The organism is Lysinimonas soli (assembly GCF_042655435.1).
Classification (GTDB): domain Bacteria; phylum Actinomycetota; class Actinomycetes; order Actinomycetales; family Microbacteriaceae; genus Lysinimonas; species Lysinimonas soli.
Map to the genome: position 1 here is coordinate 298291 of NZ_JBHSMG010000002.1, position 17321 is coordinate 315611.

General features: G+C 67.7%; 18 protein-coding genes. 13 read left to right on the forward strand and 5 right to left on the reverse strand.

The genetic code is table 11. From position 1 onward, the window contains the following. Positions 1–26 precede the first annotated feature (26 nt). On the forward strand, positions 27–809 hold the full coding sequence (locus ACFPJ4_RS09045; protein ID WP_386740078.1) for an IclR family transcriptional regulator: 783 nt from the start codon (positions 27–29) through the stop codon (positions 807–809). Here ACFPJ4_RS09045 and ACFPJ4_RS09050 read toward each other — a convergent pair. Next, entirely contained in the window at positions 790–1206 is a 417-nt protein-coding gene (locus tag ACFPJ4_RS09050; RefSeq protein WP_386740079.1) for a nitroreductase/quinone reductase family protein, read from the reverse strand. The two genes, ACFPJ4_RS09045 and ACFPJ4_RS09050, sit on opposite strands and share 20 nt — an antisense overlap. 105 nt (positions 1207–1311) lie before the next feature. Here ACFPJ4_RS09050 and ACFPJ4_RS09055 point away from each other — a divergent pair, with 105 nt between their 5' ends. Next, complete coding sequence (locus tag ACFPJ4_RS09055) at positions 1312–1926, forward strand: SGNH/GDSL hydrolase family protein (protein ID WP_386740080.1); 615 nt, start codon at positions 1312–1314, stop codon at positions 1924–1926. Here the strand turns inward: ACFPJ4_RS09055 and ACFPJ4_RS09060 are convergent. Further along, positions 1923–3155, reverse strand: coding sequence for an alpha-hydroxy acid oxidase (locus ACFPJ4_RS09060; RefSeq protein ID WP_386740081.1), 1233 nt, complete (start codon positions 3153–3155; stop codon positions 1923–1925). The genes ACFPJ4_RS09055 and ACFPJ4_RS09060 overlap by 4 nt on opposite strands. Further along, on the reverse strand, positions 3155–3805 hold the full coding sequence (locus ACFPJ4_RS09065; protein WP_386740082.1) for a GntR family transcriptional regulator: 651 nt from the start codon (positions 3803–3805) through the stop codon (positions 3155–3157). The genes ACFPJ4_RS09060 and ACFPJ4_RS09065 overlap by 1 nt, the downstream gene beginning before the upstream one ends. A 119-nt stretch (positions 3806–3924) precedes the next feature. On the opposite strand from ACFPJ4_RS09065, the gene ACFPJ4_RS09070 reads away from it, so the two are divergent. Beyond that, the gene (locus ACFPJ4_RS09070; RefSeq protein WP_386740083.1) at positions 3925–5841 is read left to right on the forward strand and encodes a DUF8034 domain-containing protein; all 1917 of its coding nucleotides are present in this window, start codon (positions 3925–3927) and stop codon (positions 5839–5841) included. Between the two features lie 28 nt (positions 5842–5869). On the opposite strand, the gene ACFPJ4_RS09075 is transcribed toward ACFPJ4_RS09070, so the two are convergent. Together ACFPJ4_RS09075 and ACFPJ4_RS09080 are read right to left on the reverse strand one after the other, a co-directional pair. Next, a complete protein-coding gene (locus ACFPJ4_RS09075; RefSeq protein ID WP_386740084.1) occupies positions 5870–6631 on the reverse strand; it encodes a GntR family transcriptional regulator in 762 nt (253 codons plus the stop codon). A 90-nt stretch (positions 6632–6721) separates the two neighbouring features. Then, a complete protein-coding gene (locus tag ACFPJ4_RS09080; protein WP_386740085.1) occupies positions 6722–7471 on the reverse strand; it encodes an SDR family NAD(P)-dependent oxidoreductase in 750 nt (249 codons plus the stop codon). A gap of 167 nt (positions 7472–7638) precedes the next feature. Between ACFPJ4_RS09080 and ACFPJ4_RS09085 the strand changes: the two genes are divergently transcribed. From ACFPJ4_RS09085 to ACFPJ4_RS09130, 10 genes are all read left to right on the forward strand, one after another. Continuing rightward, the gene (locus ACFPJ4_RS09085; protein ID WP_386740086.1) at positions 7639–8928 is read left to right on the forward strand and encodes a sugar ABC transporter substrate-binding protein; all 1290 of its coding nucleotides are present in this window, start codon (positions 7639–7641) and stop codon (positions 8926–8928) included. Between the two features lie 119 nt (positions 8929–9047). Then, positions 9048–9896: a carbohydrate ABC transporter permease gene (locus ACFPJ4_RS09090; protein WP_386740087.1), complete on the forward strand. Its 849-nt coding sequence runs from the start codon at positions 9048–9050 to the stop codon at positions 9894–9896. Next, positions 9893–10828 carry a carbohydrate ABC transporter permease gene (locus tag ACFPJ4_RS09095; RefSeq protein ID WP_386740088.1) on the forward strand — a complete coding sequence of 312 codons (936 nt, stop codon included), beginning with the start codon at positions 9893–9895 and terminating at the stop codon, positions 10826–10828. Before ACFPJ4_RS09090 ends, ACFPJ4_RS09095 begins: the two co-directional genes overlap by 4 nt. Positions 10829–10868: 40 nt before the next feature. Next, complete coding sequence (locus tag ACFPJ4_RS09100) at positions 10869–12176, forward strand: enolase C-terminal domain-like protein (protein ID WP_386740089.1); 1308 nt, start codon at positions 10869–10871, stop codon at positions 12174–12176. 10 nt (positions 12177–12186) lie between these two features. Then, on the forward strand, positions 12187–13059 hold the full coding sequence (locus tag ACFPJ4_RS09105; protein ID WP_386740090.1) for a fumarylacetoacetate hydrolase family protein: 873 nt from the start codon (positions 12187–12189) through the stop codon (positions 13057–13059). Continuing rightward, on the forward strand, positions 13056–14069 hold the full coding sequence (locus ACFPJ4_RS09110) for an aldo/keto reductase (RefSeq protein WP_386740091.1): 1014 nt from the start codon (positions 13056–13058) through the stop codon (positions 14067–14069). Before ACFPJ4_RS09105 ends, ACFPJ4_RS09110 begins: the two co-directional genes overlap by 4 nt. Continuing rightward, positions 14066–15151 carry an enolase C-terminal domain-like protein gene (locus ACFPJ4_RS09115; protein ID WP_386740092.1) on the forward strand — a complete coding sequence of 362 codons (1086 nt, stop codon included), beginning with the start codon at positions 14066–14068 and terminating at the stop codon, positions 15149–15151. The genes ACFPJ4_RS09110 and ACFPJ4_RS09115 overlap by 4 nt, the downstream gene beginning before the upstream one ends. Before the next feature lie 2 nt (positions 15152–15153). Then, the gene (locus tag ACFPJ4_RS09120) at positions 15154–16269 is read left to right on the forward strand and encodes an enolase C-terminal domain-like protein (RefSeq protein WP_386740093.1); all 1116 of its coding nucleotides are present in this window, start codon (positions 15154–15156) and stop codon (positions 16267–16269) included. Positions 16270–16300: 31 nt separating this feature from the next. Beyond that, positions 16301–16624: an L-rhamnose mutarotase gene (locus tag ACFPJ4_RS09125; RefSeq protein ID WP_386740094.1), complete on the forward strand. Its 324-nt coding sequence runs from the start codon at positions 16301–16303 to the stop codon at positions 16622–16624. Further along, on the forward strand, positions 16624–17280 hold the full coding sequence (locus ACFPJ4_RS09130) for an RraA family protein (RefSeq protein WP_386740095.1): 657 nt from the start codon (positions 16624–16626) through the stop codon (positions 17278–17280). The genes ACFPJ4_RS09125 and ACFPJ4_RS09130 overlap by 1 nt, the downstream gene beginning before the upstream one ends. Positions 17281–17321: the final 41 nt, after the last annotated feature.

Below are 17321 nucleotides of genomic sequence, written 5' to 3' on the forward strand. Positions count from 1 at the left end.
GAGCCGGGCGCGCCTACCATGACAGCATGAGCGCTGCGATGGAGCAGGACGGATCGAGCGGGACTCAGGCGGTCGAGCGCCTTCTGCACGTGCTGGAGGTCGTGGCCGGCTCCGAGAGCGGAGCCGATGCCGGGACGATCGCGTCGGAGCTGGGGCTGAGTCCGTCGACGGTGTACCGGCTGCTCGGCGTGCTGCACCGCGAGGGCTACGTGATGCGCGACTCGCATCGCTACGTGCTGGGGCGCACCGTCGGCGCGCTCGGTCTTGCCCTGCACCGCCAGGTGGTCGCGACCCCTCGGGTGCGGCAGCTGCTCGAGAGAACCCGCGATCAGGTGCGGGCCCCGATCTATCTGACCGCGTTCCGCGCGGGCGAGATCATCCTGGCCCACATCGCCGAATCGAGGGCTCACCCTCGGATCGCCCAGCTGCATGTCGGCTTCGCGGATTCCAGCCACGCCACCGCGTTCGGAAAGCTGATGCTCGCCGCATCCACCGACGAAGCGGTCGCTCGGCAGCTCGACGAGCACAGTCCGCTGGCGCTCACGTCGCACAGCATCACCGGATCGGGCGCTCTTCGAGCGGAACTGGAGAAGGTGCGGCGGGATGGGATCGCGATCGAAGTCGAGGAGTACATGTCGCGACTCGCCTGCATCGCGGTGCCGATCCGATCCTCGGGAGGTCGGGTGATCGGCGCGGTCTCGGCGTCGACGACGGCCGACGACTTCCGTTCCCGCGCGGATCTGATCGAGTTGAGCCTGCGCAGAACGGCCTGGACGGTGTCGTCGGAGCTCAGTGCCGCGTCAGCTTGAAGATCGGCATCCGCCGACCCTCGGTGGTCTTCTCGTAGTCGAGAAAGCCGGGTGAGGTCGTCGTGATCAGTTCCCACGCCGCCGGATACTCGTCGTCCCCGAGTTCGCGCGCGGTGACCTGGGCGGTCTCGATGCCGTCGGGCGTCGCCGCCGCCTCGATCGCGAACTCCGGGTGCGCCAGCAGATTGAAGTACCAGCCGGGATGCTTCGTCGCGCCGGCGGCCGAGGCGATCACGATCCACCCGTCGTCCTGGCGGAAGCCGACAGCGGGCACGAGCCGTTCCTCGCCCGACTTCGCCCCGATCGTGTGCAGGATCACGAGTTCGCGTCCGAATTGTCCTGCCGTGCCGTTGTTCTCACGGAAGGCGGTGATCATGCTCTCGTTCCAGTCGCTCATGCGACCATCCTTGCGTACCCGCACGCGATCCCGCCACGTCGAGGGGAAGCGTTGGCCGGATCGCTCCTCCCCATCCGGTTCGGGCATCGTCTCTAGGCTGGACGCATGACCGAGACAATTGTGTTCATTGGCGACAGCATCACGGATGCCGGCCGCCGCGACGATCCGGATCGCCACCTCGGTCACGGCTACGTCCGGCTGGTCGCCGAGGAGCTCGCGAACCGCGGTGACGACCGCGTGATCGTCAACACCGGGATCAGCGGCGATCGGGCCGTCGATCTGCGCGCCCGGTGGGAACAGGATGCCCTCGCCCACCGCCCGGGGCTGCTCTCGATCTACGTCGGCATCAACGACACCTGGCGGCGCTACGACGACGGCGACCCGACCACCACCGACGCCTTCGCGACCACCTACCGCTCGCTGCTCGACCAGGCGCAGGCCCGGCTCGCCCCGCGCTTCATCCTCATGGAGCCGTTCGTCGTGCCCGTGACCTCGGAGCAGAAGCATTGGGGCCCCGACGATCTGGATGCCAAGCGCGCCGTCGTCGCCGCCCTCGCCGAGGAGTACGGAGCCGCATTCGTGCCGCTGCAGTCGATCCTCGACGACGCCGCGGAGCAGAACGGCGGCAACGCGGCGATCGCCCTGGACGGGGTGCACCCGACGCCCCTCGGCAACTCGCTCATCGCGGGGGCATGGCTCGCCGCCGAGGCCACGATCTAGGGGCGCGGAGTCAGCCTCTGCAGCTGGGTGACGTGCCCGGGGGTGAGCTCGGCGAGTGAGGCCACCCCGAGCAGCTTCATGGTGCGCACGATCTGCTCGCCGAGGATGGCGATGGTGCGGTCCACTCCGCGGCGTCCGCCGGCCATCAGGCCGTAGAGGTAGGCGCGGCCGATCAGGGTGAAGTCCGCTCCGAGCGCGATCGACGCCACGATGTCGGCGCCCGACATGATGCCGGTGTCGACGCCGATCTCGAGTTCGCTCCCGACCTCGCGCACCACCTCGGGCAGCAGGTGGAACGGGATGGGTGCGCGATCCAGCTGGCGGCCGCCGTGATTGGAGAGCACGATGCCGTCGACACCGAGACCGGCGAGGGTCGCGGCATCCTGCACGTTCTGCACGCCCTTGATGACGAGCTTGCCGGGCCAGATGCCGCGGATGACCTCGAGGTCGGCGAACGAGATGGTCGGGTCCATGGCGGCGTCGAGCAGCTCGCCGACCGTGCCCCCGGTCGAGGACAGCGAGGCGAACTGCAGGGCCGGAGTCGTCAGGAAGTCCCACCACCACCAGGGCCGCGGGATCGCGTTGACGATCGTGCCGAGCGTCAACTGCGGCGGGATGGAGAAGCCGTTGCGCTTGTCGCGCAGCCGGGCACCGGCGACCGGGGTGTCGACCGTGAAGTGCAGGGTGTCGAAGCCGGCGGCGGCGGCCCGCCGGGTGAGTTCGTAGGAGATCTCGCGGTCGCGCATCACGTAGAGCTGGAACCAGTTGCGGCCGTCGGGGTTGGCGGCTTTGACGTCTTCGATCGAGGTCGTGCCGAGGGTCGACAGGGTGAAGGGGATCCCCGCGGCGCGGGCGGCGCTCGCGCCCGCGATCTCGCCCTCCGTCTGCATCAGGCGGGTGAAGCCCGTCGGCGCGATCGCGAAGGGGAGCGCCATCGGTCCGCCGAGCACGGTCGACGAGGTGTCGACGTCGGCCGTGCCGCGCAGGATCGAGGGGCTGAACTCGATGTCCTCGAAGGCCTGCCGCGCGCGAGCCAGCGAGATCTCCTGCTCGGCCGAGCCGTCGGTGTAGTCGAAGGCGGCCTTGGGCGTGCGACGCTTCGCGATCGTGCGCAGGTCGGCGATCGTCAACGCGGAGGCGAGCCGCCGGTCCGTGGCGTTCCACACGGGCTTCTTGAACTTCATCAGGTCGAAGAGATCCTTCGGCCGGGGGAACTGCCTGGTGACCATCAGTCGTCTCCGTGGGTTGTCGCGAAGTGGCCGAGCAGGACATCGCGCGCCCCCTCGATGTGCTGGCGGGTGAATCGGGCGGCGTCGACGGGATCGCCGCGGGTGATGGCGTCCATGATCTGCTGGTGCTGCGCGGCCACCTCGCTCGCATCGAGCAGGTGGTTGGCCTGTACCTGGCCGATGCAGAGCTCGACCTCGCCCATCACGAGCTCGTGCATGCGCGCGAGACGCGGGCTCGGCTGCCCGGCGACCAGGGCTCGGTGGAAGGCGATGTCGTCCTTGGCGAAGCTGGCCGGATGCGCACGGAGCTCGCGCTGCGCGGCGACGGCCGCCGGCGGCACGGCTCCACTGCGAGCGAGTGTCGACACGGCGGCACCCTCGACCATGGCCCGGGTGTCGAACAGGTCACGGATGTCGTCGGGCGTCAGTTCGGGGACGCGGGCCGCCTGGTACGGCTCGCGGCGCAGCAGCCCGTCCGACACCAGGCGCTCGAGCGCGAGCTTGGCCGTGGGGCGGGTCACGCCGAATCGCAGCGCCACAGCCGATTCGGTGAGAGTGGAGCCCGGTGCCTCGCTCCCGTCGAGGATCGCGTCGCGCAGGGCGCTCTGAATGGCATCGGGCCGGGGCGACGGCGATGCGGCTGCGCTCATGTTGCTAAACAATAGCCAAGATTGTTTAGCAATTCCAGTTCGGTGCGGGTAATCGACGTTGAATCGTATAGCATCTATGATCACGAAGATGCCCGGCTCAGAATCGATGGTGAACTCTGATGGATGACGCACTCCCGCGCGTGGAGATCGAGCAGGAGCTGGCCGCTCCGCGGTGGGCGCTGTTGCAGAGGCAACTGATGGACACCCTGAACGCGGCGGCGCCGGAGTTCGTCGCGCGCTACACGCGGGACGACGGCACGCTGATCTGGCGGGACGAATGGCCGGGAATGGACGGCTCGGACGACCCGTACGAGGCCTTCATGTACCTCGCCTTGTTCTACGCGATCGGCGGGGACGAGTCGGTCTACCAGCTGGCGCGCAGGATGTGGGACGCCATCACCTGGCAGTGGACGCAGTACGGCCAGATCGAGCGGGAGTTCGACGGCTACTACGACTGGATGCACCACGGAGAGGCGAATCTCTTCCACTACTTCTTCGGTCTCACCAAGCCGGAGTCGCTGATCGACCGGCAGCGCGCGGACCGCTTCGCCCGCATGTACACGGGCGAAGACCCGCTCGCGCCCAACTACGACCCCGAGCTCGGAATCATCCGCGCGCCGCAGACGGGCAGCAGGGGGCCCCGCTTGGTCGTCACCGCCGAAGATCTGGGCACCCACCGCGGCGTGCTCGACGGATATCACCCGCCCTTCGAAGACCTCAGCACGGTCCCGTTCCCCGCGTCGACGACGCCGTGGAACGACGACGCCGTCTTCGCCGAGATCATCGAGAAGATGAATCGGCGCACCACCCGCGGGGATGTGCCGCTGAACCTGAACGCGACCGGGCAGATGGCGCACGCCTTCATGTACTCCGGCGACGAGTCGTTACGCACCTGGGTCGTCGAGTACCTCGCCCGCTGGAAGGCCCGAGCGGATGCCAACGACGGCATCCTCCCCGACAACGTCGGGCTGTCGGGCGAGGTGGGCGAGTACCTCGACGGCAAGTGGTGGGGTGGCCACTACGGCTGGCGCTGGCCCCACGGGTTCTTCACCATCATCGAGCCGTCCCTCAACGCCGGCGTGAACGCCCTGCTGCTGACCGGCGATCCCTCGCACCTCGCGCTTGCCCGTCAGCAGCTCGACGTGAACTTCGCCCTCGGTCGCGAGGAGGACGGCCGCTGGGTCGTTCCGAACAAGCACTTCGACAGCGGATGGACCGACTACCGGGCGCCGAACCCTTTGCACGCGATCCACCTCTGGTCGAGGAGCCTGGCCGAGGAGGACCGTGAGCGCGTCGAACGCGTGCGCGCGGGAGCGGACTGGTCTGAAGCGCGCTATCCGGTGGTTCCACTCTCGGCCAAGCACTTCAACGTCAACACGCCAGGCTGGTACGCGTACATCACCGGTGGCAATCCGGGATATCCCGAGCGCGCGCTGGAGGCGAACGCCGCACTGATCGAGCAGCAGCTGAGGCGGATGCGGTCGAGTGACGGCGATCCGGCCGGCTTCGGCGACATCCACCACATCGACGGCCACACCGAGGCGCTCGATCTGCAGATCGACGGGTACGCGATCCACATCTGGCAGGAGTTCAATCCGGTGTATTTCGAGTCCCTGGTGCAGACCATGTGGGGTGCCCCGATGCACATCTCGCATGGGGGATTGCAGCACGCCACGGTGCGGTACTACGACGCGGTCGGGCAGCGGCCCGGCCTTCCGGCCGACGTCGGCGCGCTGGTGAGGGCGATCGGGCCGGACTTCGTCGAACTCGAGCTCGTCAACCTCGACCTGACGGCCGGCCGGTCGCTCGTGGTGCAGGCCGGCTCGTTCGGCGAGCACCGCTTCGGTGAGGTGTCGGTGGCGGGTGCGACCGCGACGGCGGTCGACGGCAAGTGGGTCCAGGTGGATCTCGGGCCCGGCGCCGGGGCGAGCGTCCGGCTCTCGATGGATCGCTACGTCAACCGGCCCAGCTACGAGACCCCCTGGTCGCGCGCAGCGGAGTGGGCTCCCCTCATCCGGCCGCGCCAGCTCGACTGAGCCGCGGCGCTCGCCGGAGCGGCAGAGCTCACGCCTTGGCGTTGAGGGCTTCGACCGCGGGGATGAAGCGCTGGCGGGATGACTCGATGTGGTGAAGCATCATCTCGTGGGCGCTGTCGGCGGCGCCGCCGGCGATCGCCGAGACGATCTCTTCGTGCTCCGAGAGCGCCAGCGGTCGCTTGCCGCTCTCGTAGTACTCGGCGAACATGTTGCGCACGAACTCGCCCTCGGCACCCTCGTCGTTGAGCGACGCCTTGTAGAGCCGGAACAGGTGCATGTGGCAGTGCGTCCTGATGAAGGACTCCTCCACCCAGGTGTTGCCGGATGCATGAGCCACCAGGGCGTGAAACCGGGTGTCGTGTTCGACGAATGCGGGATAGGTCGAGTCGCTGGTCGAGCGTTCGATGTGCTCGGCGCGCTCGAGCTCGGCCTGCAGGGCCTCGAGATCGCGGCGGGTGCTGCGGCGCGAAGCGGCGGAGGCCGCCCACGGCTCGATGAGCGAACGGAACTGGAAGAGCTCGTCGAACTGCTGCACCGAGAGCAAATCGGTGGCCTCGTACCCTCGCAGGGGGATCTTGGTCACGAGACCGTCCGACTCCAGCCGGGCAAGCGCCTCGCGCACGGGCGTCTGCGAGACGGAGAGATCACGGGCGAGTTCGTCGATCCCGACGTGCTCGCCGGGGGAGATCTCGTGGTCGAGGATCATCGCCTTGATGGCGTCGTAGGTTCCGTCCGCGAGGACGAGGCGGCGGGGTGCCGCCGCTGAACGGTGGGTCGAATCTCGTGCCATCGACTCGTTCTCCTCACATGTCCGGGTGGAAACACACGGCACGGACGCCGTCATCGTATATCCGAGAGCCCAAAGGGCGCGCGCCGCAGGCTACCGCGCCGGGACCCGCAGCCCGGACATGCCGCCGTCGACCGCCAGGATGGTCCCCGTCGTCGCCCGCTGCTCGGGGCTGGCGAGGAATCGGATCGCGCTGGCGACCTCGTCGGCCGTCACCAGGCGACCGCTCGGCTGGCGCCGCTCGAGCGCGGTGCGCTCCGCGGTCGGGTCCGAGGCGAGATCGAGAAGGCGTGTCACCCAGGGAGTGTCGGCTGTGCCGGGGTTCACGCAGTTGACGCGGATCCCTTCGTGGATGAGGTCCGCGGCCATCGCGAGGGTGAGCGATTGCACGGCACCCTTGCTGGCGGAGTAGATGGCCCGCTGGGGAAGGCCGACGGTCGCAGCGATCGAGCAGGTGTTGACGATCGCGGCCGAGGCGCTGGCACGCAGGAGGGGCAGCGCGGCCTTGGTGATACGGGCGATCCCGACGACGTTGACGTTCAGCACGTTCTGCCACTCGTCGTCCGTGCCGTTCTCGATGGTGCCGACCGCCCCGATGCCGGCGTTGTTGACGAGGATGTCAAGCGAGGTCACCTGGCCGCCGAGGATGGCGAACGCGTCGGAGACCGAGGCGCTGGAACCCACGTCGCAGGGGATCCACTCGGCGATCCCCTCCATCGCCCCGGCATCGAGGTCGAGGCCGAAGACGCGGGCGCCACCGGCGGCGAAGTTCTGAGCAGTGGCGAGACCGATGCCGGAACCGGCTCCGGTGACCACTGCCGTGAGGCCGGTTAGTTCGGACATCAGTGCCCCGTGCTCTCTTCGTCGAGGTTCGGACGCGGTCATCGCACAATCACGCGTCGAAACGATTTTGAAATACTATATAGGATTCGTGGAAATCATGTAGCATGACTTCACTTGGAGCGAAGACGCTTTCTTTCGTTCCTTCCACGGCATGAAAGGAAGCATCAATGAAACGACGACTAGCAGTGGCGCTGGTTGCGGCAATCTCGGTCGGAGTGGCTCTCGCCGGGTGTTCGTCCGGATCCCCGGCCTCCAGTGGCAAGCCCTCCATCCTGATCTGGGCCGACACGCCCCGGATCCCCCAGGCGACGGAGTACCAGAAGGAGATGAAGGGCAAGGTCGACGTCAAGATCGAGACCATCGCCCAGGCCGACGCGCAGACCAAGATCGCGCTGGCCAACCGCGCGAAGAAGGGCTGGCCGGACATCATCTTCGGCACGGCGGCCGACACCGCCGTCTTCCGCGATCCGTCCAACGGATACGCCGCCGATCTGACCAAGCTGGTCTCCAAGAAGATCTTCGACGGGTTCGGGCAGGGCAACAGCGACTGCCTGTTCGACGGCAAGTACTACTGCCTCAAGAACGACCTCGCCAACACGGTGCTCTGGTATAACACCAAGATCTTCAAGCAGCTGAACCTCACCGTCCCGACGACCATGCAGGAGTTCGCGGACACGGCGTTGAAGCTCAAGGGCACCGGCTACTCGGCCGGGGCATACGGCGACCAGCTGTACTACGCCGCGTTCTTGCAGTCGAGTGAGTGCCCGCTTGCGGAGCTCACGGCCGAGAACACGGTGCGCATCGCTCCGAACGACCCCAAGTGCACCCGCGTCGCCGAGATGATCCAGCCGCTGCTGGACGCCGGCGTCATCGACAAGCGCTCGCCGTTCGATGCCGGCTTCATCAAGGACGTCGCCGCTCAAGACAAGGTCGCGATGACCATCGGCCCGTCATGGTGGGGTGACTTCGTGATCAAGCCCGCCGCGTCGTGGAACGTGCCGGCCGGGGAGATCGCCGCAGCCAACATGCCCACCTGGGGCACCGGCAAGGACACCAAGTCGGGTGCGTACGGCGGTGGCGTCTTCACCGTCTCGTCCCACTCGAAGTTCCCGCAGGCGGCTGCCGATGCTGCCGTCTGGATGACGACCTCGGACTGGATGGCGACCGCGTCGACCACGCCCACCTTCCCGGCGTACGGCCCGGCGAACAAGCTGTGGGAGGCGCGGATCTCGAAGGATTCGTACTACGCGAACAACGTCTACACCGCGATGGCGGCCGGCGCGAACAACATCTCGCAGGTCGACCGCCCGGTGCGCTTCCCCTTCGTGGCCCAGTTCGGCCCGACGCTGGTGGCGGACATCAACAACGGGAAGTCTCTGAGTACGGCTCTCGACGACTATGCCAAGTCGATCCAGGGCCTGGCACCGCAGTCCGGGTACAAGGTAGTTACCAAGTAGCGCAGTTCGGAGGTGCCGGGGGACCCGAGGGGTCTCCCGGCACCTCCGATGTACCGAGCGAGAGGAACGCGATGGCGCGCTCACGAACCAGAAGACGAAGCCTGATTGCGGGCAGCATCATGTTCGCCCCCTATCTGATCCTGTTGGCGTTGTTCGGCGTGTGGCCGATCATCCAGGCGGCCATGGTGTCTTTCGAGCCGACCGTCACCAACTCCGCAGGTGGTATTCAGAACTTCGCCGACGTGGTGGCGGATGTCCGCTTCCTCCCCGCTGCCCTGAACGTCGGGGTCTTCCTGCTGATGTACGTGCCGGCCATGCTCATCGTGGTGTCGCTCATGTCGCTCCTGCTGGACACCGTGCAGGGAAGGTGGAACCTCCCGCTGCGCCTCAGCTACATCGTGCCCGCCTCGATGACCGGGGCCACGGCCGTGCTCATCTGGTACTTCATGCTCGAGCCATCGCTGAGCCCGTACCAGGACGCCTTGCACGCTCTGGGGATCACCCAGGGCAATCAGATCTGGCGCCAGGGTGGGCTGGCCTGGATCTTCGTCGCGATGGCGTTCTTCGTCGGGGCTGGCAACTGGATCGTCGTGCAGTACGGCTCGTTGCAGTCCATTTCCGACGACGTCCTGGAGGCGGCCCGGATCGACGGGGCGAACGCCTGGCAGATCGGCTGGCGGATCAAGCTCCCCCTGATCCGCAAGTACCTGGTGTACATGGGCATCCTGGTGTTCGCCGCCGGGCTGCAGGTCTTCGTCGAGCCGCAGCTGATCTCGGGCTCGGTCTACACGGGGATCGCCAAGGACTGGTCGCTCAACCAGCTGAGCTACGACCTCGCCTTCCAGAGCAACAACCTGGCGGACTCGGCGGCGCTGTCGTTGATGCTGCTGGTGGTCTGCATCGTCGCGGCGATCGTTGTGATCTTCCGAACTGACTTCTTCGAGGGCACAGGAGTGGGCAAGAAATGACGACCGAGACTGTGGTGACCGAGACGATCGGGCACTCCCGCGGAATCGTGAGGACGCGCGGATTCGGCGCCATCACCGGACGGGCGGTGGTCTGGATCGTGCTCGTGCTCTTCGGCATCGTCAGCGTGGTCCCGATGATCTGGCTGGTCCTGGCGCCGTCGAAGACGGCCAAGCAGCTGAACGACGACGCGCCGTTCTCTTTCGGGAGCTTCGCCCAATACGGCGTGGCCTGGCACAACCTGCTGAGCCAGAACAACGGCATCATCGTCAACTGGATGGCGAACTCGGTCGTGTACACGGCGTCGATCGTCGTCATCTCCTGCGTGACCGCGGTGCTGGCCGGGTACGCGCTGGCGGCCACCACCCTGCCGTTCAAGCGGATGCTGCTGATCATCACCTTGATCGCGATGATCGTCCCGCCCGTCGCTCTCGTCGTGCCCCTGTTCGTCGAGGTCTCGGCGATCGGGCTGTACGACAATCCGCTGTCGGTGATCCTGACGAGCTCGTTCTATCCGTTCGGGGTCTTCCTGGCCTACATCTACTTCTCCACGTCGATCCCGACCGAGCTCTACGAAGCCGCCAAGGTCGACGGGGCCGGCGAGTTCACCACCTTCTTCCGGATCGCGCTGCCGCTGTCCCGGGGGCTGTTCGGCATGCTGGCGTTCTTCAGCTTCAGCGCCGCCTGGGTGAATTACTTCCTGCCGTACGTGCTGTTGCAGTCGCAGGAGAACTTCAACCTGTCGGTCGGTCTCGGCTTCCTGTTCACCTCCAGCCCCGCGTTGAACCCGTTGAACGGCGCGCAGCAGAGTCTCATCGGCCGCCCGGAGATCGCCTTGGCGAGCCTGTTCCTCGCCATCCCGATCCTGATCGTCTTCATCGCGGCGTCTCGCCTGCTGGTGCGAGGCGTCCTGGCCGGCGCCGTGAAGAGCTGAGAAGAGCCATGAAGAGCCAAGCAAAGGAGTCTCGCAACACGTGAGTACCGTCACCAGCATTCGTACCCTCGACATCCGTTTTCCGACCTCGATCTTCCTCGACGGCTCGGACGCCATGAACCCCGACCCGGATTACTCCGCCGCCTATCTGCAGATCGGCACCGACAGTGACGACGGGCTGACGGGCACCGGATTCGTGTTCACGATCGGACGCGGCAACGACATCGAGGCGAACGCCATCGAGGTGCTCGCCTCGCGCTTCGTCGGTCGCGATGTCGAGGAGCTGCTCGCCGACATGGGCGCCACCTGGCGCGAGATGATGGACGACTCGCAGCTGCGGTGGCTCGGCCCGGAGAAGGGCGTCATGCACATGGCGATCGGCGCGGTGATCAACGCCTTCTGGGACCTGCGGGCCAAGCGTGCGGGCCAGCCGCTCTGGCAGCACCTCGCCTCGCTCTCGCCCGAGGAACTCGTCGACCTGATCGATCTGCGGTACCTTAGCGATGCGCTGACCCGCGACGAGGCGCTCGACATCCTGCGCCGGGGACGGGACGGTTCCGAGGAGCGCGCCGCTGAACTGCTCGCCGACGGCTACCCGGCGTACACGACCGGCCCGGGCTGGCTCGGGTACAGCGATGAGAAACTCGAGCGCCTCGCGCGCGAGGCGGTGGCCGACGGGTTCACGCAGATCAAGCTGAAGGTGGGGGCCGACCTCGAGGACGACAAGCGGCGCCTCGCGATCGCTCGGCGCACGGTCGGCCCCGACATCCGGATCGCGACGGACGCGAACCAGCGGTGGGACATCGACCAGGCCGTGGAGTGGATGCAGCAGCTCGCGGAGTTCGACCTCGCCTGGATCGAGGAGCCGACGAGCCCCGACGATGTGCTCGGCCATGCCGAGATCGCGCGGCGTCTCGCGCCGATGCCGGTCGCCACGGGTGAGCACGTGCAGAATCGGGTCATCTTCAAGCAGATGCTGCAGGCGAAGTCCCTCGCGGTGCTGCAGATGGATGCGTGCCGCGTCGGCGGCGTGAACGAGAACATCTCGATCCTGCTCCTGGCCGCCAAGTTCGGCGTCCCGGTCTGCCCGCACGCCGGCGGCGTCGGGCTGTGCGAGACGGTGCAGCACCTGTCGTACTTCGACTACGTCTGCGTGTCGGGGTCGCAGGACGGCCGGATGATCGAGTTCGCCGACCACCTGCACGAGCACTTCGTGACTCCCGCATCCGTGGTCGGCGGTCGTTATCGCGTGCCGACGGCTCCGGGCGCGGGGTCCGAGATGCGTGCCGCGTCGATCGAGGAATGGGTATTCCCCGGTGGGCACGGGTGGACGAAGATCAACGGCTGAGGCGGGAACCATGCTCAAGTTCATCCGATTGGGTCCCATGGGAGCCGAACGCCCCGCGGTCATCGACGAGCAGGGCGTCGTTCACGACCTCTCCGGTCTGACCTCGGACATCGACGGCTCCTTTCTCGCCGGAGGCGGGCTGGATGCTGCCGCTCGGGCCCTGGCCGACGGCGCCCTGCCCGTGCTCGACGATCCGGGCGACGGATCGGCGCTCCGCCTCGGTGCCCCGATCGCGCGGCCGACCGCGGTGATCTGCATCGGGATGAACTACGCGGCGCACGCGGCCGAGTCGGGCGCGGAGCCGCCGACGCGCACCGTCATCTTCTTCAAGCATCCGAACACCGTCGTCGGCCCGTACGACGAGGTGCTGCTGCCTCCCGGCTCGATGAAGACCGACTGGGAGGTGGAACTCGCCGTCGTGATCGGCACTCGGACCCGCTATCTGGCCTCGCCCGCCGATGCCCTCTCCCATGTGGCCGGCTTCGCGGTGTCGAACGACGTGTCCGAGCGCGAGTATCAGCTGGAGATCTCGGGAGGCCAATGGAGCAAGGGCAAGAGCAGCGAGACGTTCAATCCCCTCGGTCCCTGGCTCGTGCCGGCGGCCCAGGTCGGTGACGGGTCGGGACTCCATCTGCGGTCGTTCGTCAACGGCGAGCCGCGGCAGGACTCGACGACCTCCGACCTGATCTTCGACGTCGCGCGGCTGGTCTACGACCTCAGTCAGTACGTGGTGCTCGAGCCTGGCGATGTCATCAACACCGGGACCCCGCAGGGCGTCGCGTTGAGCGGCCGGTTCCCCTACCTCCGCGTCGGAGACGTGATGGAGCTCGAGATCGACGGCCTCGGGCGTCAGCGGCAGACCATCGCGCAGGGGCGTCCGTGACGACGCCGGGGTGGGGTACGCGCCGGTTGGGTCGCGGCGGCCTGGAGGTCGGGCCGAACGGGTTCGGCGTCGCGCCGATCGCGAACCTGGGTCGCGAGATCTCGCCCGAAGCCGCGTGGGGTGCTCTGGAGGCCGCATGGTCGGCGGGTGTGCGCTACTACGACACGGCGCCGCACTACGGCCTGGGCCTGGCCGAGCAGCGCCTCGGCGAGTTCCTGCGCACCAAGCCGCGCGACGAGTTCATCCTCTCCACGAAGGTGGGGCGGCTGCTGGTCGAGAACCCATCGGGTCCCCAGCCCGACGATGAGGGCTTCGCGGTCACATCCCCCCTCATCCGTCGCCGGGACTACAGCGGTGACGGCATCCGCCGATCGCTTGACGAGAGCCTCGAGCGCCTGGGACTCGACCACGTCGATGTCGTGTTCGTCCACGACCCCGATGACTACTACCGCGAGGCCATGGAGGGATCCTTTCCCGCACTCGACGAGCTGCGCCGGACGGGAGTGATCACCTCCTACGGGGCGGGGATGAACCAGACGGCGATGCTGGCGGACTTCGTGCGCAACACCGAGCTGGATGTCGTCATGTGCGCCGGCCGATACACGCTCCTGGAGCAGGGCGGCCTCGATGACCTGATGCCCGCCGCGGCCGCGCGCGACGTGTCGATCGTCGCCGCTGCTGTCTTCAACTCCGGGCTGCTCGCTCGCGATCGGCCGTCTGCGGATGTGACCTACAACTACGTGCAGGCTCCTCCTGCGGTGCTCCAGCGGGTGAATGCCATCGCCGACGTGTGCGAGGCGCACGGCGTCGCCCTGCCCGCGGCGGCGCTGCAGTTCCCGCTCGGCCAGCCGACCGTGGCCACCGTCTGCACGGGAGCGCGCTCGGCCGAGCAGGTGCAGCGCAATGCCGAGCTCTTCGAGGTGCCGATCCCTGATGCGCTCTGGGACGATCTCGTCGCCGCCGCGTTGATCGACCCGGCCGCGGCGCCGCCGCGGAGGGCCGAGCGATGATCATCACTGCGGTGGAGGTCGTGCGCGTCACCGTTCCCGCGTACGACCCGCCGTTCGTGTGGCGCACGGGCCTTCCCGGTTCCGAACCGGAGTCGGACGGAGCGTGGCTGGTCATCCGCACCGACGCGGGCGTGACGGGCATCGCGTTCGCCTTGCGCGGCGCGATGCTGCAGGACGTCGTGGACCGCCGCATCCGCGCCGACTTCGTGGGACGCGACCCGCTGGCCCGCGAGCTCCTCTGGGACCGCATCTGGGAGCTCGACCGGATCGACCGCTTCCCGATCTTCGTGCAGGGGGTCATCGATGTCGCCCTCTGGGACCTGGCAGGCAAGGCGGCGAAGATGCCGGTCTACCAGTTGCTCGGCTCGTATCGCGAATCGCTGCCCGCGTACGCCTCGACGGTCACCTTCGGATCGATCGAGGAGTACCTCGACGTCGCCGACCAGTGCCTCGAGCTCGGCTACTCGGCGATCAAGCTGCACGCCTGGGGCGACGCGCGCCGGGACGCCCGGCTCTGCGAAGCGCTGCGAGAGCACGTCGGCCCGGACGTACCGCTCATGTACGACGGGTCGGCGGGCTTCGACCTGCTCGACGCGAGCTACCTCGGCACGGCATTGAGCGCGGCGGATTACCTCTGGTACGAGGAGCCGATGCGCGAGTTCAGCGTGACGGCGTACTCGTGGCTGGCCGAACGCGTCGACGTGCCGCTCCTCGTGGCGGAGGTGGCCGAGGGCGCGCACATGAAGACGGCGGACTTCATCGCGGCCGGGTGCGCGGCGGCCGTCCGCACCAGCACCGGGCTGCGGGGCGGCTTCACGGGAGCGATGCGCACCGCCCACCTCGCCGATGCCTTCCTGCTGCGCGCCGAGGTGCACGGGCCGGGCGTGGCCAACCGGCACCTGTGCATGGCGATCAGCAACACCACCTACTACGAGTCGCTGATCGACTCGAACCCGGTCCGGCGCCCGTCCGACGTCGACGCGGCCGGGAACACCCACGCCCCGACGCTCCCGGGCGTCGGATTCGAGGAGGCGTGGGCCGACGGAGCGCCCACCGAACTGGCCGCGGCACTGGAGGATTGACCATGAGGATCACGGAGGTCGAGATCCGGGCGTGCAGTCCGGGCCTCGTGTCGGGTGCGGAAATCGACGCGGTCGACGGGGCGAATCTGCGCGGCGGATCCGCACCGGACGTGGTGGTCGTCTCCGTGAAGACCGACGAAGGCATCACGGGAGTCTCATTCGGTTCCGGCGGGCTGGACGCGCGCATCACCGCCCGCGCGTTCGCGCAGGTGCGCCCCTTCTTCCTCGGTCGCAATCCGATGGCCCGCGAGCAGAACGCGGAGGAGTTCCGCTGGTTCGACCGCCGCTGGAATCATTCGCCGATCTATGCGTACGGCCCGTTCGACATCGCCTGCTGGGACATCGTCGGCCTCCGCGCCGGCCTTCCGATCCACGAGTTGATCGGGACCGCCGCCGAGCGGCGCGCGGTCTACGTGAGTTCGATGTTCCTCAGCACACCGGAGGAGTACGCGGCTCAGGCGCTCGAGGTCAAGGCGCGCGGGATCCGCGGGTACAAAGTGCACCCGCCGTCACCCGCCGCCCTCGACGTCGAGGTGTACACCGCGGTACGTGAGGCGGTAGGTCCGGAGTTCCCCCTGATGGCGGACCCGGTGGCGACCCACTCCTACGAAGAGGCCCTTCGAGTCGGCCGGGTCCTCGAGTCCCTCGACTACGGCTGGTTCGAGGAGCCGTTCTACGACTACGACCTTCAGTCGTACATCAAGTTGCGTCAGAAGCTCGACATCCCGATCGCGGGAACCGAGACGATCGCCGGCGGTGCCCAGCTCACGGCGCAGTTCATCGCCAGCGGCGCGGTCGACATCGTGCGTACCGATCCGTCGTGGCGCGGAGGCATCACCTCAGCGCTGAAGGTCGCCCGCCTCGCCGAGGCATTCGGCATGACCTGTGAGCTGCACACCGCGCTCTACCACCCTCTCGAGCTGGCGAATCTGCACACCGCCTTGGCGATGAGCAATACCAACTGGTTCGAGCTGCTCTATCCGATCGAGGACTTCGCCTTCGGGCTGGCCGAACCGCTCGACATCCGCGACGGCTACGCCTACGCGCCGACGGCGCCAGGGCTCGGCGCCGTCTACGACTGGGACGCGATCGAGAACGCCACCGTGGAGATCGTGTGAGCCGCGCAATGGGCAAACGAGGAGGGATCGCATGAAACGTGTCGCATCGGTGATCGGCCTGCCCCCGGAGAGCGTCGAACGTTACGAGGAGCTGCACGCGGCCGTCTGGCCGGGCGTGCTCGCGAGGATCGCGGCGAGCCATATCGTGAACTACTCGATCTATCGATACGGCGAACTCCTGTTCTCGTATTTCGAGTACGACGGCTCCGACTACGACGCGGACATGGCCGCGATGGCGGCGGATCCCATCACGCGGGACTGGTGGGCGGTCTGCATGCCGTTGCAGCGTCCCGTCGAGGACCGGGCGGAGGGAGAGTGGTGGAAAGAGATCCCCGAAATCTTCCACACCGACTGATGTCCGTCTTCGAGCAGCAGGCGGGTGACGAGCGGCTCACCTCGGCCATGTTGAGCGACGCGCTGGACGAGTGCGGACTTCGCGGGCAGGTGCTCGATGCGCGGCTCGCTCCGGTCGTCCCCGGCTCGCGATCGTTCGGGCGCGCCGCGACCGCGCACTTCGCCGCGAGCGAGGCCGACGAGCCGGATGATCCCTATGCAGCGGCCATCGACTTCATCAGCGGAGTGCAGCGCGGAGAGTTGGTCGTGATCGCGACGGCGCAGAGCAACGCCTCGGCCTTCTGGGGCGAGCTGTTCAGCGCGGCGGCGATCGGCGCCGGCGCGGTCGGAGTGGTCACCGACGGCAACCTGCGCGATACTCCCAAGATCGCCGGGCTCGGCTTTCCCGCCTTTTCCCGGTCGCGCCGTCCCATCGACTACCGGCGCCGGATGGCGATCACCGAGGTTCGCGGAGCGGTCACCATCGGTGGGGTCCGGATCGCAAACGGCGATCTCGTGCTGGCGGACGACGATGGCGTGGTCGTGGTGCCGCGCGCGCGGGAGGCGGAGGTGCTCGCCGCGGCGCGGCGGCGGGCGGCCGAGGAGTCCGTGGTGCTCGCCGAACTGCTCGCGGGTGAGACCCTGCGGGCCGTCTGGGACCGGCACCGGATCCTCTGACGGCACTTGACCTGGTAAATCGATTTTCCATATGCTGGAGG

Bases quoted from the DNA above. Each gene is read 5' to 3' on its own strand.
- ACFPJ4_RS09045 (WP_386740078.1), top strand. From the start codon at position 27: ATGAGCGCTGCGATGGAGCAGGACGGATCGAGCGGGACTCAGGCGGTC.
- ACFPJ4_RS09050 (WP_386740079.1), bottom strand. From the start codon at position 1,206: ATGAGCGACTGGAACGAGAGCATGATCACCGCCTTCCGTGAGAACAAC.
- ACFPJ4_RS09055 (WP_386740080.1), top strand. From the start codon at position 1,312: ATGACCGAGACAATTGTGTTCATTGGCGACAGCATCACGGATGCCGGC.
- ACFPJ4_RS09060 (WP_386740081.1), bottom strand. From the start codon at position 3,155: ATGGTCACCAGGCAGTTCCCCCGGCCGAAGGATCTCTTCGACCTGATG.
- ACFPJ4_RS09065 (WP_386740082.1), bottom strand. From the start codon at position 3,805: ATGAGCGCAGCCGCATCGCCGTCGCCCCGGCCCGATGCCATTCAGAGC.
- ACFPJ4_RS09070 (WP_386740083.1), top strand. From the start codon at position 3,925: ATGGATGACGCACTCCCGCGCGTGGAGATCGAGCAGGAGCTGGCCGCT.
- ACFPJ4_RS09075 (WP_386740084.1), bottom strand. From the start codon at position 6,631: ATGGCACGAGATTCGACCCACCGTTCAGCGGCGGCACCCCGCCGCCTC.
- ACFPJ4_RS09080 (WP_386740085.1), bottom strand. From the start codon at position 7,471: ATGTCCGAACTAACCGGCCTCACGGCAGTGGTCACCGGAGCCGGTTCC.
- ACFPJ4_RS09085 (WP_386740086.1), top strand. From the start codon at position 7,639: ATGAAACGACGACTAGCAGTGGCGCTGGTTGCGGCAATCTCGGTCGGA.
- ACFPJ4_RS09090 (WP_386740087.1), top strand. From the start codon at position 9,048: ATGTTCGCCCCCTATCTGATCCTGTTGGCGTTGTTCGGCGTGTGGCCG.
- ACFPJ4_RS09095 (WP_386740088.1), top strand. From the start codon at position 9,893: ATGACGACCGAGACTGTGGTGACCGAGACGATCGGGCACTCCCGCGGA.
- ACFPJ4_RS09105 (WP_386740090.1), top strand. From the start codon at position 12,187: ATGCTCAAGTTCATCCGATTGGGTCCCATGGGAGCCGAACGCCCCGCG.
- ACFPJ4_RS09115 (WP_386740092.1), top strand. From the start codon at position 14,066: ATGATCATCACTGCGGTGGAGGTCGTGCGCGTCACCGTTCCCGCGTAC.
- ACFPJ4_RS09120 (WP_386740093.1), top strand. From the start codon at position 15,154: ATGAGGATCACGGAGGTCGAGATCCGGGCGTGCAGTCCGGGCCTCGTG.
- ACFPJ4_RS09125 (WP_386740094.1), top strand. From the start codon at position 16,301: ATGAAACGTGTCGCATCGGTGATCGGCCTGCCCCCGGAGAGCGTCGAA.
- ACFPJ4_RS09130 (WP_386740095.1), top strand. From the start codon at position 16,624: ATGTCCGTCTTCGAGCAGCAGGCGGGTGACGAGCGGCTCACCTCGGCC.